The sequence below is a fragment of the Streptomyces sp. NPDC060209 genome (assembly GCF_042728155.1).
Lineage (GTDB): Bacteria > Actinomycetota > Actinomycetes > Streptomycetales > Streptomycetaceae > Streptomyces.
The window spans coordinates 13,728-31,505 of record NZ_JBHWZS010000032.1 but is presented as its reverse complement, the minus strand read 5'-3'; the positions used below and the strand labels follow the sequence as shown (position 1 = coordinate 31,505).

The following is a 17,778-nucleotide window of genomic DNA, read 5'->3' as shown; positions in this document are numbered from 1 at the left end:
GCCACGGATCGTGCCCTGCCGCACGCCGGTTCGTGGCAGGGCGGGGATCCCGCAACTGCGAACGCGGGGCGGGCTAGGCCCGCGCGATGAGCCGTCACTCCGGACCTCGGTCCGTATCCCCGGCGCTGCTCGGCACGGGGGGCGGCGACTGGCTGCCCGTCACCGCGGGCGAGTCGGGAGCCCGCGTCTTTCGCGGTGCCGACGCCACCCGGTATGCCAAGTGCGTGCCTGCCAGGGACGCAGCCGACCTGCTGGCCGAGCGCGACCGGATCGCATGGCTGAGCGGTCGGGGCGTACCGGGCCCCCGGGTCCTCGACTGGTCCTCGGGTGACGCGGGCGCCTGCTTGGTGACCAGTGCCGTCCCCGGCGTACCCGCTGATCAGGTGCCCGCCGAAGAGCTGCGGGTCTCCTGGGAGCGCATCGCGGATGCGGTCCGTCGGCTGCACGAGGTGCCTGTGTCTCGGTGCCCGTTCCGCCGGGGGCTGGACGCCATGGTCGCCGTGGCACGCGATGTCGTGGCCCGTGGCGCCGTGAACCCGGAGTTCCTTCCCGTGGAGCAGCAGCACACGCCCCCCACGCAGCTGCTGACCCGCCTCACCCGGCAGGTCCCTCGGCGACGAGATCAGGAGGTCGCCGACACGGTCGTCTGCCACGGGGATCTGTGCCTGCCCAACATCATCCTCGATCCCCAGACCCTGAACGTGTCGGGCTTCATCGATCTGGGCCGGCTCGGGCCGGCCGACCGCTACGCCGATCTGGCGCTGCTGTTCGCCGACGCGCGAGAGACATGGGTGGACGAGGAGCAGGCACGCGCCGCGGACATGGCGTTCGCCGAGAGGTACGGCATCGCCCTGGACCACGACCGCCTGCGCTTCTACCTCCACCTCGACCCGCTCACCTGGGGCTGATCGGCGCGGAACGGGCGGGGTCTGCTACGGCTGCCGGCCGGCGGCCGAACTCGGAAGGTTCAGATTGAACAATTCCTGGCGATCGGCTCTTTACAGGGTGTGTCGCGCCCGAGTTGCGGGATGTGGGGAGGGGGCCAAAAGTTGTTATGACTCCCATGCGCCCGTCGAACTGTGTATTTCCGGTGATCTCGGGCCGACATAAGCACTCCCAGGGCAGAACAGCACGTCCCGAGAGCATCTGGAGCCATCATGGCCAAAACCTCCCGGCGACAAATCCCACGTATTGTCGGCGCGTCCTGCTTGGCTGCGACATTTGCCCTGCCGGGTGTGACCACTGCTGTGGCGGCGCCTGATGGCGTTGCTCGTGCCACATCCACAGCACCGGCCGGAACGACACCCCCGGCCCCTCCGCCGGAGCCGCCGTCGCCGCCGGAGCCGCCACCTGGGGACACGGAGCCGGATACACCGCCGCCCGGTGACACCTCGCCGTCGGCCGACACCCCTCCGTCTCCCGACACGCCCCCGTCCGGCGACACACCGGAGTCGTCGGACGCGCCGCCCCCGGACGGGTCTCCGCGTCCGGAGGAGCCCGGGAAGCTGAAGGGCGAGGTGGAGGATCGGACAGCGCAGGCGCCGGCGGAGGTGAGGAAGAAGGTGAAGGAGGTGCTGACCGAAATGCTCTCCCTCATCGACGACCCGAATACGGCACCGGAGGACCGGGCCACGTACATGCATATCTTGGGAGGGCTCACCGCGACGCTGAAAGCGATCCAGGATCCGGGTGTGACGCCGCAGGATCGCGCGGCGTACACGCGGATCGTGAAGGCGATGACCGATGCGGTGAAAGCCGCCCTGGAGCCTCCGCCGCAGTCGAATGCGCCGCAGGGGCCCAAGTGGGCCATGAAGAGCCTGGGGGAGACCGGTGCGGGGCTGGAGGCACTCCATGGCTCGCGGTCGGCGCCGGAGGATCCGAAGGACCGGAAGGAGATCCAGAAGCGCATCGAGGAAGCCTGCAACGCGCTGCGGACGGTGCAGGATCCGAAGGCGTCGCCGGAAGAGCGGGAAGAGGCCCTCAAGAAGGTGAAGCAGCGGATCCAGGCGCTCAAGAATGTCCAGTACCTGAAACTGATGAAGGAGATCAAGCGTTACAAGCCGTCTGCGGCATGTGTCGAGACGGTCGAGAACCGAACGCGCCAGGTCGGTTGGTCGGACGGATCCCTCTGGGGCCTTTCCGGTCCGTCGTGCGCCGCGACGGTGGCTGCGGGGGCCAGTCAGGAAAAGACCGAGCTGCACGCACTGTTGGTATGCATGCAGCGAAACCCGTTCTCCTCCTGTGTGGACTACGTACCCGAGGACTGACGGGGCCACGCCCCGAGGCTCCCGTGACCTCCCGGGAGCCGGGATGCGGACCTGGACTCAGTGTCCTGATGGCGGCAGCCCACGGACTCCACTCAGCTTCGCGCCCGTGAGACGCGCGTCGGTCAGGATTGCGCCGGTCAGGTCCGCGCCGGTCAGGTCGGCCTTGGTCAGGTCGGCCTCGGTCAAGGTCGCGCCGGTCAGGTCCGCGCCGGTCAGGTCGGCCTCGGTCAGGTCGGCCTCGGTCAGGTCCGCGCCGGTCAGATTCGCGTACGCCAGATGTGCGCCGTTCAGGTCCGCGCTGCTCAGGTCCGCCGTGGACAGGTTCGCACCGGTGAGATCTGCGATGCCGAGGATGGCGCCGTTCAGTAGCGCACCGGTCAGGAAGGCTCCGTTCAGGTCCGCGTCCGTCAGGTCCGCGCCGGTCAGCTCCGCGCTGTTCAGGTCCGCCTTGTTCAGGTCCGCCTTGTTCAGGTCCGCGCCGTTCAGGACGGCACCCGACAGGCGTGCGCCGATCAGACTCGAGGTGCGGAGCACGGCGTCGGTGAGGTTCGCGCTGATCAGGTTCGCGCCGTTCAGGTCCGCGCCGCTCAGGTCCGCCTCCTGGAAAACCATCCCGGCGAATTTGCTGCCGCCCTGCCCGGATCGCAGTCCCCTCAGGTCGGTGCGACTCACATCGAGCCTGAACACCTCGTCGACGTCGAGCGGCCGTTTGGCCAGGACATCCATCACCGCCTCGATGTCCGTGGCCGGAACGACCTCCTGCGACGCGGTCTGCCGCTTCTCGGCGCCGGCTCCTGGAAGGGGGGCGTGACGCCGTACGTATGCGGTGAGGACGGAGACGACCGTGGGATGGTCGCGGACGGAGTCCTGCATGATGCGCTCCAGGCCGTAGACACCCCCCAGGCGCACATCCACGGACTCCGATCCCAGGTTGGTGACCGCCGCGTTGAACCGGTTGGTGATCTGCCCCTGCTCGCTGATGCGCAGCTCCTTGCTGGCCTGCCCCACCTGCATCCAGGTGAACAGCAGTGCGGCCAGCGCGGCCAGTCCCGGCAAGCTGACCACCACCAGTCCGACCCAGTCCATCTGGCTGCGGGCCTTGGCGCCGCTCGTCCCGGCTCCGCCTCTTCCCTGCCGACGGCGTCGCCCCCCGGCGCGCCGGTGTGCAATTCGGCGGAGCCGTCCGGTGCCACGGTCTTTCGTCACCATTCCAATGGCACGCCATCGAGCCGGGGCAACTATGGCGCCACACCGCGAGGGCACACGAACGGGCGCGCACGAACCGTGATGTGCGGCATTCGCCGCGTGGTGTGGTAATCCGGCCGGGCCTCATATTTCTTTTCGCACTGGATAATTGATTTTCGCAACCATCCCGTCCGGTGTGCCGGTTCCCAATGCCGGATCGCGGCGCTTGTGCGAGCAATGGCCGAGAAGCTGGACCGCGAGAAACTAGTAGCCTCGGGGAGGCCTTTTCGGGTCGGCCTGCTGGACGCGGGAGGCGAAATTCGAACCCGCCCGGTTCACGTCGTAGCGATCACGCACATAGTTGATGGTGGCGCACATATCGGCGACCACGTCGTACGGCGTCGTCGCGGTCTCCGCCTGGTGATAGGCGGCGAACGTGGTGGGAACGCACTGGGTGGCGCCGCGTGAGCAATCCTGCGGATGACCGTCGGCCATGGTCCGCCCACGTGCGTTCGAGTCCGTTGTGTTGACCCGCCAGTGCCGGTTGTTGTAGGCGGATTCCCGGGCGGTGATGGTGACCAGTGCCGGAAGTCCGAACCGCGGGTCCATGCCCGTCATGGCGCAGGCCTTCCGTGCGTAGCCCTGCATCGCGGGCTTCCCCGCCTTGTCCTGCGGGTCGTCGTAGGTGACCTGGGTCAGGCTGAGCTTGCCTGGGTTGGTGGAGGAGGCCACGGCGCCGCGGCAGTCCACGGGGAAGCCCGCGAGGCGCCCGAGCTCGGTCAGGGACGTGCAGCCGGGGTTGCCGTCCGCGTCTGTCCCGGTGTAGCCCTGGGCGCGCTGCTCCGCCGCGTAAGCGGCTCTGGTCTGGTCACCGAAGTGCCCGGTGGCGCCGTCCGGGATGTCACGGCCCCGGGCGATCAGGCCGCGCTGGACCGTACGGATGTCCTCATTTGATTTGCCGAATCGTGTGTTGCGGAGCAGCACCATGGGTGTCGCCTCCTCGTCCCGGGCAAAGGAGCCTCGAGCGGACGCGCTGTCAATTCCTTTCTCCATTCTCGCGTCGCGGGTCGAAGAAAGGAAGCGGGGGTGCACTCCGGGCTGAGGTGCACGCTCCACCCGAATGCCGGATACTGGGGAACAGGCCTGATCGAGCATTGAGCGACTTCTGCTTCGGTCGACGCGGGCCGGACCTGAGGGCACTGCCGCGGCGCCTCCGACCGGATGGCCGGACGCCGGCGTGCACACCGTGCCCGACAGGATGAGACGGAATCGGTCGGCGAGTGCCTGATGAGGGAAACTCGGCTTTCGTGGGGAAGTGTTGACGATGGACTGGCGGGTAGCAGGCAGTCTGGAAACGCTGCGGCATCAGCTGAACACCCGTTTTCCTGAACGTTCCACCGTCTCCGACGGCAGTATCGGGGACGCTGCGCACCAGGCGTCCGGACGCGCGAGCGACCACAACCCCTGGTACGGACCGGGAATCGTCACTGCGCGGGACTTCACCCACGATCCGACCCACGGGCTCGAAATCCAGGAGGTCGCCGACCAGCTGTTGGCGAGTCAGGACCCCAGGATCAAGTACGTCATCGCGAACCGCCGCATAGGAACCAACCGCAATTGGCAGTGGGGCCCGTACGAGGGTGCGAATCCGCATGACAAGCACGTTCATCTCTCAGTCGTGGCCGACCCGTTGTGCGATGACGGCCAGCCGTGGAACCTCCCCGTTCTCGGAGGGACCCCGGAGGAGGACCGCCGGGATGAGCACAGTGACACCGGCGGTGATTTCACGACCTGGGGAAGCGATGTGAACGTGCGTCAGGAGCCGCGGCTGGGCGCACCCGTCGTCGCCGTACTGGCCGGCCCCACCCAGGTGCGTGTGTCCTGCCAGGTGGAAGGCGACACGGTGAACACCGCCGGCCACACCAACAACGCCTGGTCCTTCCTGCCCGAATTCGGGGGATACATCTCCAACATCTTCATCGACCATCCAAGCCCCTGGCTCCCGGGAATCGGCACGTGCTGACCGGGGGAGTCGAGGCGCTCCGATGTTCCGGCGACGAAAAGCTCCCATGACGACGAAGGAGCCGAGGAATCATGCCCTTCACCAATCCCTATGCCGATGCGAAGGACGGAAGCAGCGACCTCTCGGTCGAAGCCCGAGGCTGGCAGGCCGGCTACGACGCGGGCGTCAGCACACCACCTGAGGTGCCGCCGACACAGGCCAGCCGCCATGGTGGGTTCATGAACGCCTGGGCGGAGGGCGCGATCGCCGGAAACGCCGACGGCCGGGCAGAAGGCTGGCGGCTGCGGCCTGTGACGGAGAGCAGCGGCCTGGTCGTCAGAGTGCCCGGCTCCGAGCCGGAGGCAGGCGGCGAGACCGGAGAGATGGCCGGTGAGTTCGCTGTGGCCTGGAAGAGCGTCGGCGATGCTCCTCTGCGCCTGATGCTGGGGCAGTTCGCTCCCGATGCCGACGGCGGTTCCGACGTCTGGCTCGTGGGCCGGGCGCTGGACAAGGCGTGCACGGGCAAGGGCGGAGCCGACCGGTTGTACCTGCCGATCTGCGTGGATCCGCCGCACGAGCTCTCAGGCGATGACCTGAACGATGCCGGCTACTGGCACGGCGACGTCACGGACTCCTTCGACGTGGCCGGGAAGGCGGCAGCCCAGCACGCGCTCAAGCGGATGCCGCACTTTCCCGGGCTTGTCCGCTACCGGCCCGCGGGCACCCACAACTTCTGGGACTGGCTCCCCCTGGGCCAGGGCCGTCCCGAAGAACCGTGACGACGCATCGAGCTCGGCGAGCGCGGGCCGGGAGAGTGCGCTGACACATCGGGGCACTCTCATCGACTGATGGATGGTGAGACGCGAGATGGGTGTCATCCCGGGACTTGACCTGGAGAAATGGGCCTTGGGGCAAATCCCTGAATCAGTGGCGGTCGATGTTCCGCTCCCGCCCGTGCGGCTGCGCGGCCAGCTCGACAGAAGTGCCGACTTCAGCTCGCTGTCCGGTGTCATGAGCGCGGCCATGCCCGTGGTGACCGCGACAGCGTTCGGGGAGGTGAAGCTGAAAGGGCCCGGCGGCGCGTCGTTCATCGTGCTGCTCGGTGCGACGTTCCCCGAACCCGGAATCCAGATCGGCCTGGGCTTCGCCCTCAGCGGAGTCGGCGGAGTCGTGGGCGTGAACCGGGGGGTGGACCGGGACGCCCTGATCAGCGGCATCGCGGACGGCACGGTCAACGACCTGCTGTTCCCGCCCGATCCCGTGGAGGCGGCGCTGCGCGTCATCCCCCGGCTGCCAGGCCTCTTCCCCGTCATGCCGGGACGGCTCGTCGTCGGACCGATGTTCCGCATCTCCTGGGGCGCCCGGATGGTGTCCCTGTCGGCCGCCGTCATCGCCGAACTCCCCGACCCCGTAAGGCTTTCGGTCCTCGGGGTGCTGCGGGTCGCGGTTCCGGATCCGGCGGTGCCGCTGATCGAGCTGAAGGCCACGTTCGCCGGTCAGTACGACAGCGCCGAGCCGAGCGCCTTCCTCATGGCGAGCCTGACCGGTTCTCACATGGCCGGGATCCCCCTGGACGGAGACGTGCTCGTGCTGAGCCGGGGCGGCCCCGACGCGACGTTCGTGCTCAGCGCGGGCGGCTTCCACCCGGCCTTCCCCATTCCACGTGGTGTGCCTGCTCTGCACCGGCTGAGCATGAATCTCTCGCCGGTGCCTTGGCTCCAGTTGCGCGCCGAGGCCTACTTCGCGATCACCAGCAACACCGTGCAGTTCGGTGCTCAGCTGTTCCTGGTGGCAGAGGTCGCGGGATGCGGTCTGCGCGGACAGTTCGGCCTCGACGTGCTGATCCATTTCGAGCCCGCACTGGCGTTCACCGCGTCCATGCGCGGCTCTCTCGCGGTCAGGGTGTTCGGCGAGACCCTGTTGGGAATCGCCTTCTCCCTGACGCTGGAGGGCCCGACCCCCTGGCACGCCGTAGGGCGCGGCAGCATCGACCTCTTCCTGTTCGAGGCGTCGTTCGACTTCGACGAGACCTGGGGCAACAGGCCCCCGCCGGTACTCACTCCACCACCCGATCTGGCGGCGGAGCTGAAGAAGGCCTTCCGGCAGCAGAGCGCCTGGACGGTCCTGCCACCCCAATCCGACCGTTCGCCCGTCAGCCTGTCCTCCTACGCGAACCGGCTGCTCGCGGACGGCGGACGGGTCCATCCGCACGGCCGGCTCGTGGCACGGCAGCGTGTGCTGCCCTTCGGCGTGCCCATCCAGCGATTCGGCCGGGCACCGGTTGAGCCGCCGCAGCGTTGGGACATCGCGGCCGCGAAGCTCGGCGAGGAGAACGCGCAGGGCGGGATCACCGTCGACTCCTTCGCTCCGGGCTTCTTCACGGCGATGACCGAGGACGAACAGCTCGGCAGCCCGGCGTTCGACGACTACCGGTCGGGAGTCGAGTTCGTCACGGACACCGGCGTACCGGACGACACCGCGTTCATCACCGCAAGCCTCGTCTGGGAGACCAAGGTCGTCGAGGAGAGGCGGCTGAAGATGATCCGCAGGGCCCGGCGGATCGTGGAGCTGGCGGACGTCGAGGTGGTGGCCGCCGCCGACTCCGTGGGCAATCCGCACTGGTGGCCCTCGACGGAGAAGCCCATGACGGTGACGGATCGGCCTCCGCTGGCGGTCATGTCGGCCTGGTCGATGACCGAGGTCGGGCGGGACGAGGCGGCGCTCGTTCCGACGGGCGAGGCGGGGGGCGCCCCGGTCGACGCCGAGATCCGGCTTCAGCTCGCAGGCAGGACCGCGCTGAACGCCGTCGAGCAGTGGGAGGTGCAGGGCTGATGCCACAAGATCTGCAGTTCGCGCCGTACATGCAGAGTTCCATCGGGGCCGCCGTGGCCAACACGATGCCCCATCTCCTGCCGGAACTGAAGCCGCAGCTGGCCCTCGCCGGCCCGGACGGGCAGCCGGTGCCCATGGATCCGCCCGACACCGGGCTGCGGATGCTGGGTCCGGAGGGCGTGATCGGTATCGACCCCGGGCACATCGTGCGCGTGGATCCGGCACCGGGGAGCTCCGACACGGAACCCAACTACCTCGCCTCCGTCGAGTTCGACGTACCGGAGCTGCCGTGGCTGTTCACACCCGCGCGGGCCGACCTGGGACGGCTGCGTCCATGGCTGGTCCTCGCCGTCATCGAGCGCGACGGGCACCCTGTGCAGCCCGGCACACCGCTGCCCTTCGTCGACGTGGATTCCGCGGTGCTGCCGGACCTCGCGGCGTCCTGGGCGTGGGCGCACGTGCAAAGGCCCGCGGGTCAGCCCGGCCCTCTGCTGTCACGACTGCTGTGCCCCCGGATGCTGGGGGAAGGCGCCGACAAGAAGGGCATCGACTACCTGGCGTGTCTGGTACCTGCCTTCGAAGGGGGCAGGGTCGCCGGTCTCAGCTCCGGGCATGCCGTCGTCGACCAGCTCGGCGACGCCTGGCAGATCGGACGGGGTGTGGTGCGGCTGCCGGTGTACTACCACTGGGGGTTCCGGACGGGCGCCGCCGGCGACTTCGAGCAGCTCGCGACGGCCGTGGTCCCGCTGAAGGCGGGGGAGATCGCCGGCCTGGGCGGGCGCACGGTCGACATCACGGAACCATGGCGCACCGGCGCCCCACTGCAGTCCGGAGATCCTCCCGAAGTACGGCAGACGATCACCGTGCAGGGTGTGCTGACCCTCCATGACCCGCCGGAGGGCACGGCGACCGAAGCAGCGCTCGCGGACTTTCGCCAACGGGTCGCCCAGCACATCAGCCGCGGCACGGTCGAGGACGTGGGCCCACCGTTCTACGGCGGTGACCACCTCGTACGGCACACGATCGAACCGGCCGAGACCGGATGGCCGGCGGACCTGAACCTGAATCCCGAACGCCGGATCGCGGCCGCGCTGGGAGTCGACTGGGTGCGTGAGAACCAGGAGTTCCTCATGGCCAAGGCCTGGGAACAGGTCGGGACCGTCCGGGAGGCCAACCGGCTGAGGCGGCGCACGGCCTTCTGCACCGAGATCGCCGCGTCCGTGCACCGCAGGGAAGTCGCCACGCTGTCCCCGGCCGAGCTCATCCGGCTGGCGGCGCCGGTCCACGACCGGGTCCGGACCGGGGACGGGCTGCCGCTGGGGACGGAGATCGCGGTGAGCCCGGCGCCGACGGAACTCGCCGCCCCCGCCCTGCACCGGCTGCTGCGCTCCCGTGGGCCGGTGGCCCGACGCACAGGCGTCGACCCGGGCACATACGTCGAACGGACACTCAAGGGCGAGCTCGTCCCGCCGCTGCCGACTCCTGTCGTCACAGGCCCTCAATCGACGGGTCAACTGCCGGGGGAGGCCACCGACGCGCTGGTGGCAGGCGTGGGAGCCGCATTGCGCGCGGACGACGCGCAGCACGCCGGGGAACTGCTGCGGGTCCTCTCGGCCGTGGCGACCTCGGCCGAGGCGAACGGCTTCACCAGCCAGGCACAGGCGCTGACTTCGGCTGTCTCGGCACCGGTCCGGAGGCTGCTGGGCGAGCAGCCCGCCGCACCGGACGGAGGAGGGACGCCGAGCCCGGAGGCCATGACCGCGAGCCGGCTGATGGCGGTCGAGCGGGCATTCACGGCTGCCAACGTCGGGCCGCTGGTCCCGGAACTGGCGGCTCAGTTCACCGCGATGGCCGCGGGTCTGGCCATGAGCCTGCCGGTGCACCACCAGGTGCTCGCACAGGACACGATGACGGACGACCCGGGCAGCCACCTCCTGGAGCTGGGCGTGCCCGTCGACCCCGCCGGTGTGTGCGCACGGCTGGCCTCCGCGTTCGAGCCCGGCCCGCTCCTCGCGGCGCGGCTCGCGTCCATGGCCTCCGCGGCGCCCGGTTTCCTCGGCGCCGAGACGCCCTCTCCCACCGATCCCATCATGGCGAGTCCGGCCTTCACCGCGCCGATGGCCCTCGCACTCAAGGACAGTGCACCGGACTGGTTCCTGCCCGGCTCCGCCGCGATCCCGGAGAACCGCGCGGTGCTCCTCAAAGCCAACGCGCCGTTCATCGCGGCCTTCATGGTCGGCGTCAACAACGAGATGAACCGCGAGATGCGCTGGCGCGAGTACCCCACCGACCTGCGAGGCAGCCCGTTCAGCTTGTTCTGGCCCCGCACGGACGGGCTCTCCGACGTCCCACCGATCCACACCTGGCCGGCGGACGGAGAGCTGGGCGCCCAACTGACGGGCGGCGCGGGCGGACTGGACGTGCTCGTGATCCGCGGCCCGCTCGTACGCCGGTACCCCAACATGACGGTCGCCGCCATCCCGCCGGCGGCCCGGCAGCAGAGCGATCTCGGGGAGAGCACCTGGCAGCGTCCGACCATGGTCCTCAAGCTGGACGAGCAGACCTGCGGATACGCCTTCGAGCTCCCCGAGGCGGACATCCACGACTGGTGGTTCGTCCTCGCGGAGAACGCCTACCGGATCAGGTTCGGCTTCGACACCCCGGAGACGGCATCCGCCCAGGCCGACGAGCCCATGGAGGAGGAACAGCCCAAACCGCCATGGAGCGACTTGAGCTGGGCAACGGTCGGCGACGGCCGCGGATTCGCCGACGTGGAGGGCAGGGTCGTCGCTCCGGACGGCACACCCGGGCCCGTGATCCCCGGGCGGTGGAACGCGGCCGAAGTGGCGAACATGGCCCTGCAACGGCCGTTCCGAGTCGTCAGGTCCGCCCGCAGCCTGATCGGAGAGCCCTGAAGTGGACATGGAACTCGCACGAGCGCACCGAGCGGTCGCCGACGCCCGCATCGCACTGAACTGGTCCCGGGCGGGACTGGCGGGCTACGAGAAGCGGATGCTGCTCAAAGAGCCGAACCTGGAACAGGAGATGCTCAGTCAACGGCAGGAGGTCGACGCCGCCGACACCCATCTCCAGCAGGTACGCGAAACCTACCGCGAACTGGCGGGCCAGGCGCCCCCGCTGTGGGCCGACGGCGCCAAGGACCCGCTGCTGCTCCTGCCGCTCCGCCTGGAGACGGTGTTCCGGACCGTCGACGGGAGCGGACCGGAGCTGTGGATCCGCGCCTACCCCGACGAAATCCACGTCGACTCCCACGAGACCGCGCTCACCGCTGCCGAACGCACGGCGACCGACGCGTACTTGAAAGAGGTGGCGGCCGCGGGGGACGACCAGGACAAGCGCGCCGCGGCCTGGAGGCAGCTGGTCGCGTCCATCGGGCCCGGGCGGGCCGCCTGGACGACGAAGGCGCGCCCCACGGAGGCGACGGCCCCCCAGACTCCGTCCTCCGGCGACGGCGGTGCGGCCGCCCCTGGTCCCCCCGCCGGCGAACCGCCTCTGCGCGACAGCGCGTGGACCAGGCCGGCGCGCTGCTACGTGCTGCCCGACCGGCTCGTCTTCTCCGGCTACCAGGTGACCGGCGACGGCCAGATCGGAATCGCCTGGCGCCAGGAGGGCGAGCCGGTGCCCGAGACGCTGGACGTCGGACTGGGGCCGTCGGCCACCGCACCGCCGCTATGGCTCACCGATTTCACCGAGGCCGTCAAGGTCGGTATGGGAGTCAGGGTCCCGTTGGGCGACCTGCCCCGGCACTTCGCCCTCCTCACGGTCGCCGGGGTGCGCAGCGCGCCTTCGCAGGACACCGCAGGCCTGGTCGGGACCCTGCTGGAGGCCCATCGCTGCACCGACGGACTCGCCGTGCTGCCCACCGGCACGCCCACCAACAACACGACGAGGACCAGGTCGGCCTGGCGCACCCTGACCCCTCCGGCGCCCCCGGAGCAGATCGCCGGGCAGCACGCCGCCTACCGGCCCGACAGCCATCAGGCCGCGGCCCGCGTCGCGCATGCGCTCGGTCCCGGCGCCGGCTCGGTGCTCGCGGAGGTCACCGACGGGCTTGCCGAGGACGACCACGACCTGCTTCTCCACCTGCACGCCGCCGTCGGAGCGCTGACCGCGGCCTCCACCAACTGGCGGTCCTTCGACAACGAGGGCAACGTGACGCCCCATCCCGACCTGCTGTTCCTCGTCTCCCACTTCGTGGACCACGTACGCGGCAGAGGTCCGCTGCCCACGGTCCGCGTCGGGCGTCAGCCGTACGGGATCCTTCCCACCACCTCGCTGGACCTCTGGCACGGAACCGAGGTCGACCTGCGCATCCTCAACCACATCTCCGAATTCCGCACCTACGCCGAGTCGAACGGCTGGCGGGCGCCACAGGCCGGCGCAGGTGGCGACCCGGATGCTGTCATCAATGACCTGCTGCACCGCCTGCCCGCGTCCCGGCGGCTGCGCTACATCCTCCAGACGCCCGTCCCGGCCCCACCCGAGCAGGTGCCGCCCGATACCCCCACCGGCTCGATCCCGCATCGCAGCGGGTTCGCCTGGTCGCTCCCACCGGGCCTCGAGGAGGTCCCGCCGGGACCTCCGCAGGAATTCACCGTCGCGGAGGAGACCACGCCGGAACTGCGGGAGGTGCTTGGCCACGCACCCCTCCGCGGGATGTGGGACTGGTGGCAGGAAACAGCTTCGCTGTTGTCGGCCCAGCACGAACTGCCCCCGGAACGCCTTGAGCGCTTCAACGCGTTCAAGGGAGTCATCGACGGGGCCTCCACGGGGAAGCTTGGCCTTCTCTACCATCTCGCCATCATGGTCATACGCCTCCACCACCAGCGGCTGCAGGACCGGCTGACCTCCGGTGGGTCCGTGGAGCCGGCTGTGAGGCTGCTCGACGACCAGGTGACGGCCGGCACCGGAGTCACACCGGACTCCTACGACTGGATCTGCCTGGCATTCGGTGAACTGGCGGAGGTGGAGGACCGGATAGGCGGGGACCTGCCGCGCGTGGAACGCCTGCTGATGGAAGTGCTCGACACCCAGACGTACCGCCTGGACGCCTGGATGACCTCGGCCGCCTCGGCCCGGCTGGACAAGCTGAGGAGCAACAGCCCGTCCGTGACCCACCTGGGCGCCTACGGCTGGGTCACGGACGTCGGCCCCCGTGAAGAAGGGGAGACCGGCACGGGCGAGGGGGCCACGGAGGGGGAGGCGCCCGCGGAAGAGGTGGTCGCTGAGGGGGCGGCGCCCGCCGAAGAGGTTTCCACGGAGGGCGAGTTGCCGGCCGAGGGGGCGGCGCCCGCTGAGGGGGAAGTGCCCGCCGAGGAGACCGGCGGAGTCGACAACGACAGCGGTGCCGCCGGAGCGAAGCAGACGAACGACGGTTACCTCGTCGCACCGTCGATGCACCACGCCACCACCCTCGCCGTGCTCCGCTCCGGCTGGCTGAGCCACGCCGACCGACAGGCCTTCGACGTCAACCTCGCCTCGAGCCGTGTGCGCCGCGCCCTCGCCGTCGTCGACGGCATCCGCTCCGGGCAGACGCTCAGCGCGCTGCTCGGATACTCCCTGGAACGCGGCCTGCACGACGCCCGGCTCGACGCACTCATCGACGTCCTCCGCAGCCGATATCCGACGCCGGGACTCGTCGACCCGAACGCGGAGGGCGGCGAAGAGGCTCGCACGGCGATAGCCGCGCGGGACATCGTCGACGGGCAGGCACTGCTCGACGACTGGCTTGCTCATGGCCGGGACCTGGGGGCTCTGGAGCTGGGGACCGCTGCGGCACCGCTGCTGGACCAGGCCGCACCGCTGGTGGTGGAGCTCGAGGCCACCGTCGACGCCGTCGGTGATCTGCTGCTCGCGGAGAGCGTCCACCACCTCGTAGCGGGCAATCCGCTCCGCGCGGGCGCGGCGGCCGACGGCATCGCACGTGGGGACAACCTCCCGCAGGACTTCGAGGTGGTCCGTACCCCACGCTCGGCGGTCGCGCTCACCTTCCGTCTCGGACTCCTCGCACCGGCGAGCGGCACGGCCGGCTGGGCCCCCGGCCGACCCCTCGCCACGCTCGAACCGGCGGTGGAACGCTGGTGCCAGATGCGCCTCGGCGACGCCGCCGCGTGGCGCTTCGACTTCGGCGACGCCGCCGCGCCGGTCGCCATCGGTCTGGCGGACCTCGGGGTCTGCGCACTGGATGTGGTGCTCGGCTCCGGAACCTCCGGGGATGGGGCCAAGGACCCTCTGAGCCAGGACACCCCGCTGGCACGACGGCTGGTGCGGCACGCCGCAGCCCACGTGACCGGCTCCGCGCCGCAACGCATCACCCGGCCCTCGGCCGCCCGTTTCGCGGAACTCCAGCTCCTGTGCCGTTCGCTGGGCGACGTGCTGCGCACGGCCCGGCCGCTGCTCCTGTCCGACCTGGACGCCGACGCGGGCGACGACTGGGCAGGCGCCGATCTGAACGATCTGGCCGCCCGGGTGACGACGTGGCAGAACGCCGTCACATCGGGAGTCGCCTGGCTGCGCGAGCAGGCGAAGACCCTTCCCACCTCTGCCGAGGCCGTCGTCAAGACCCTCGACGGACTCGCGGACAACGGCGTTCACGCCGCGTGCTCCCTCGGCCCGCCCGTCGACGACGCCGGCCAGGAGTCCCTGCGGGCACAGACCGCCTTCGTGCTCGACCACTTCGACGACTCGCCCCTCGAACTGGTCCCGGAGCCGCCGAAGGAGCCCTCAGAGGTGCTGGAGTGGGCCACACGGCTGCGTACGGCGGTGTCCTCCGTACTCGGTGAAACCCTTCCCGTACTGCCCGTGTTCCGGCTCGGCGGGACCACCGCCGGCGCCGCGCTGGCTGCCCCGCGTCCGGACGGCGCCGACGACGATGCCGTCGGCGACTGGCTGATGGACATGGAACGGGTCAGACCGCAGGCAGCCACCCTCGGCGACGCGCTGACGGCCTCGGAAGCCCTGGCCGGGACGACGCCCTGCGGGACGGCCGTCACCCAGTCGCCGGCCGGGCAGAGGTGGATCGCTCGCGGACCGGCCCCCGTGCCCTCCCGCAGTGATCCCGCCCCGCGTCACTGCGCGGTCCTGCGGGCGGACGGAGAACCGGCCGTCGGCCAACTCTGCGGGCTCGTGGTGGACGCGTGGACCGAGACCGTTCCGGAAGCCGCGCAGGAGGAGATGGGGGCACTCGCATTCCACTACAACCAGCCGGACGCGCGGGCACCCCAGGCATGGCTGCTCGCCGTACCGCCCGATCCGATGCGCGGCTGGTGCATGGAAGACGTACACGCAGTGGTGGAGGAGACGTTCGCCCTGGCACGCGTCCGCGGCATGGACTTGAGCGATTTCACAGAGCTGCGCGGCGTGCTGCCGGTGCAGTGGGCCGAGCCGGGGACCTGGGGCTTCCATTAACCCGTGGAGGAATCATGGCAATGTTCCGGTACGAACCCGTGCCGCGCGATGCGGGCGTGGAGGAGGCACTCGCCGCCGCCACCCACGATGCGGCATGGTTCCTCGCCCGGCAGTACGGCTTCGGCGAGTTCAGGGGCGACGACGCCGCCACGCCGGTGAACGTGTCGATCGCGCAGGAGAGGCACCCGCTGGACAACTGGCGCGGTGACGTGACGGAGGAAGCCGCGGCAGGCGACGCCACCGCCGAAGGCGACAGGTGGAAGCCGTACGACCCCTCGACGATGGTGCTCGAATCGCTGGTCGAGCAGGAACTCCAGGACGGCCCGGACGCACGTCTCTCCATCACCGGCGCCATTCGCTGGAGGCGTGCGCTGGCCGGTGCCGGACTCCTCGGACTGCTCCCCGCCTTCGCCCGGGTCTGCTCCTTCGGCCCGTACGGGGGCCTGGCTCCGGCCGCCTTGGCGGCAACCGTCCGTGACCGGCTTCCCGACCCGGTGGCCCTCGCGAAGTGGCTGGAGCGCATCGCCGCGCGCGACGAGGCCGCCGCGGAGAAGTTCGGAGTGCCGTCCGAGAGCCGCGAGGCGCTGGCGTCGACCGCCGCGCAGTGGCTCGCGTGGTGGAAGACACGGGTGCCGGAGCCGGTCGAACCCGCGGCGAACACCTGGGACCGCAACCGCATGGAGTATTCCTTCTCCGTCCGTGCCTCCACGCTGCCCGAGGTCGAGTTGCGGGCAGCCGAGTACCACGGCGGGCACCTCGACTGGTGGGCCGTCGACGCCCCGCCGGCCCGTGTGCCGGTCGCCGAGGCGATGGTGACCCGCGACCAGCGGAAGACCATTCCCACACCGGCGGGATACGGCGGTATGCCCGTCGCCCGTTTCTGGGAGATGGAGGACGCCCGTATCGACTTCGGCTCGATCGACGCGTCACCCGCGGACCTCGGCCGGCTGCTGCTGGTGGCCTTCGCCACGGTCTACGACAACGACTGGTTCTGCGCTCCTCTTCCGACACTGGCGGGATCGCTCAGCAGGGTCGTCGAATGCACCGTCTCGGATGTCTTCGGCGGTGAGTCCGTCCTCGCCCACGCCACGGCGGAGGACGCCGACTGGAACGTCTACGGCTTGGGCGAAACGTCCGGCGGTGCCGCCATGGGAGGCGGGAGTGACAGCGCGACACCCGCTCCGTCGCCGTGGTTCTACCGCGCGGCGTCGCTTTCCGGAGGGCTGGAGAGCCCGCCGTTGGAGTCCGTGCTCCTCCTGCGCGACGAACAGGCCAATCTCGCCTGGGCCGTCGAGGAGACTGTCGCCGACCGCGCCGACCAGCCGATCGACCGGTACAACCGATGGATCGCCGGACCACCTCCTGGCCCGGTAGCGGTCACCCCGGCCAATGGTGCGGCACCGGCACCGGCCCCGCCCGCCCCGGCTGCCCCGCCTGCGGCGGCTGCGGCGGCTGATGGTGCGACACCTGCCCAGCCCGCCGCCCCTCCAGCTCCACCTGCCGCGGCTGACGGTACGGCGCCCGCCCCGCCCGCCCCGGCTGCCCCGCCCGCGGCGGCTGATGGCGCGACACCGGCCCCTCCAGCCCCGCCTGCTCCGGCTGACGGTGCGACACCGGCCCCTCCAGCCCCGCCTGCCGCGACTGACGGTGCGGCGCCCGCCCCGCTCCCTCCGCCCGAGAGCGCCGTGCCTGACCGCCGTACCCACTACAAGGTCGCCACCGAAGTTCCGGCGCACTGGTATCCGCTGGTGCCGCAGAGCCTCGCGGACCAGGAGTCCTACCGGCTCCACCTCGTCCGGCTGGTCCGTAGCGAATGGGCCCCGCCCAGGCCCCTCGGCCGCCTGCTGACGGAGACCGACTGGGTCCACGAGGAGGAGGTGCCGCGTTCCGGTATCCGTGTGGAGCGCAGCCGCCAGTACGCACGAGCGAGCGACGGCACCGTCCACGCCTGGACCACACGGCGCAAGCGCAGCGGTACGGGAAGCGGTTCGAGCGGGCTCCGCTTCGACGTGCTGGAGGAATCCTGATCCCACGGCACCCCGAAAAGGGGGCACAGTGAGCACG

At 70.3% G+C, this 17,778-nt stretch carries 10 protein-coding genes; 8 read left to right on the top strand and 2 right to left on the bottom strand.

Annotated elements, in window-relative coordinates:
* Positions 1–86: 86 nt before the first annotated feature.
* Both ACFWFI_RS09485 and ACFWFI_RS09480 read left to right on the top strand, forming a co-directional pair.
* A complete protein-coding gene (locus ACFWFI_RS09485) occupies positions 87–908 on the top strand; it encodes an APH(3'') family aminoglycoside O-phosphotransferase (protein WP_387387459.1) in 822 nt (273 codons plus the stop codon).
* Positions 909–1,562: 654 nt separating this feature from the next.
* Positions 1,563–2,267, top strand: a complete 705-nt coding sequence (locus ACFWFI_RS09480; RefSeq protein WP_387387458.1) for a Med9 domain-containing protein — start codon at positions 1,563–1,565, stop codon at positions 2,265–2,267.
* Between the two features lie 57 nt (positions 2,268–2,324).
* Here the strand turns inward: ACFWFI_RS09480 and ACFWFI_RS09475 are convergent, their stop codons facing one another.
* A complete protein-coding gene (locus ACFWFI_RS09475) occupies positions 2,325–3,353 on the bottom strand; it encodes a pentapeptide repeat-containing protein (RefSeq protein WP_387387456.1) in 1,029 nt (342 codons plus the stop codon).
* Positions 3,354–3,716: 363 nt separating this feature from the next.
* Positions 3,717–4,439, bottom strand: coding sequence for a peptidoglycan-binding protein (locus ACFWFI_RS09470; protein ID WP_387387455.1), 723 nt, complete (start codon positions 4,437–4,439; stop codon positions 3,717–3,719).
* 337 nt (positions 4,440–4,776) lie between these two features.
* Between ACFWFI_RS09470 and ACFWFI_RS09465 the strand changes: the two genes are divergently transcribed.
* The 6 genes from ACFWFI_RS09465 to ACFWFI_RS09440 all read left to right on the top strand — a co-directional run bounded on the left by ACFWFI_RS09465 (position 4,777) and on the right by ACFWFI_RS09440 (position 17,741).
* The gene (locus tag ACFWFI_RS09465) at positions 4,777–5,475 is read left to right on the top strand and encodes a hypothetical protein (RefSeq protein WP_387387454.1); all 699 of its coding nucleotides are present in this window, start codon (positions 4,777–4,779) and stop codon (positions 5,473–5,475) included.
* Between the two features lie 71 nt (positions 5,476–5,546).
* Positions 5,547–6,233 (top strand): hypothetical protein, encoded by a 687-nt coding sequence (locus ACFWFI_RS09460; RefSeq protein ID WP_387387453.1) that lies wholly within the window; start codon positions 5,547–5,549, stop codon positions 6,231–6,233.
* A 73-nt stretch (positions 6,234–6,306) separates the two neighbouring features.
* On the top strand, positions 6,307–8,286 hold the full coding sequence (locus ACFWFI_RS09455; RefSeq protein WP_387387451.1) for a DUF6603 domain-containing protein: 1,980 nt from the start codon (positions 6,307–6,309) through the stop codon (positions 8,284–8,286).
* Positions 8,286–11,201 carry a hypothetical protein gene (locus ACFWFI_RS09450; RefSeq protein WP_387387450.1) on the top strand — a complete coding sequence of 972 codons (2,916 nt, stop codon included), beginning with the start codon at positions 8,286–8,288 and terminating at the stop codon, positions 11,199–11,201. Before ACFWFI_RS09455 ends, ACFWFI_RS09450 begins: the two co-directional genes overlap by 1 nt.
* A gap of 7 nt (positions 11,202–11,208) precedes the next feature.
* Positions 11,209–15,714 carry a hypothetical protein gene (locus ACFWFI_RS09445; protein WP_387387448.1) on the top strand — a complete coding sequence of 1,502 codons (4,506 nt, stop codon included), beginning with the start codon at positions 11,209–11,211 and terminating at the stop codon, positions 15,712–15,714.
* A gap of 14 nt (positions 15,715–15,728) precedes the next feature.
* Positions 15,729–17,741: a hypothetical protein gene (locus tag ACFWFI_RS09440; protein WP_387387447.1), complete on the top strand. Its 2,013-nt coding sequence runs from the start codon at positions 15,729–15,731 to the stop codon at positions 17,739–17,741.
* Positions 17,742–17,778 lie beyond the last annotated feature (37 nt).

Excerpts from the sequence above, each read along its gene's own strand:
- ACFWFI_RS09485 (WP_387387459.1), top strand. The coding sequence starts at position 87 with ATGAGCCGTCACTCCGGACCTCGGTCCGTATCCCCGGCGCTGCTCGGC.
- ACFWFI_RS09475 (WP_387387456.1), bottom strand. The coding sequence starts at position 3,353 with ATGGACTGGGTCGGACTGGTGGTGGTCAGCTTGCCGGGACTGGCCGCG.
- ACFWFI_RS09470 (WP_387387455.1), bottom strand. The coding sequence starts at position 4,439 with ATGGTGCTGCTCCGCAACACACGATTCGGCAAATCAAATGAGGACATC.
- ACFWFI_RS09465 (WP_387387454.1), top strand. The coding sequence starts at position 4,777 with ATGGACTGGCGGGTAGCAGGCAGTCTGGAAACGCTGCGGCATCAGCTG.
- ACFWFI_RS09460 (WP_387387453.1), top strand. The coding sequence starts at position 5,547 with ATGCCCTTCACCAATCCCTATGCCGATGCGAAGGACGGAAGCAGCGAC.
- ACFWFI_RS09455 (WP_387387451.1), top strand. The coding sequence starts at position 6,307 with ATGGTGAGACGCGAGATGGGTGTCATCCCGGGACTTGACCTGGAGAAA.
- ACFWFI_RS09450 (WP_387387450.1), top strand. The coding sequence starts at position 8,286 with ATGCCACAAGATCTGCAGTTCGCGCCGTACATGCAGAGTTCCATCGGG.
- ACFWFI_RS09445 (WP_387387448.1), top strand. The coding sequence starts at position 11,209 with ATGGAACTCGCACGAGCGCACCGAGCGGTCGCCGACGCCCGCATCGCA.
- ACFWFI_RS09440 (WP_387387447.1), top strand. The coding sequence starts at position 15,729 with ATGGCAATGTTCCGGTACGAACCCGTGCCGCGCGATGCGGGCGTGGAG.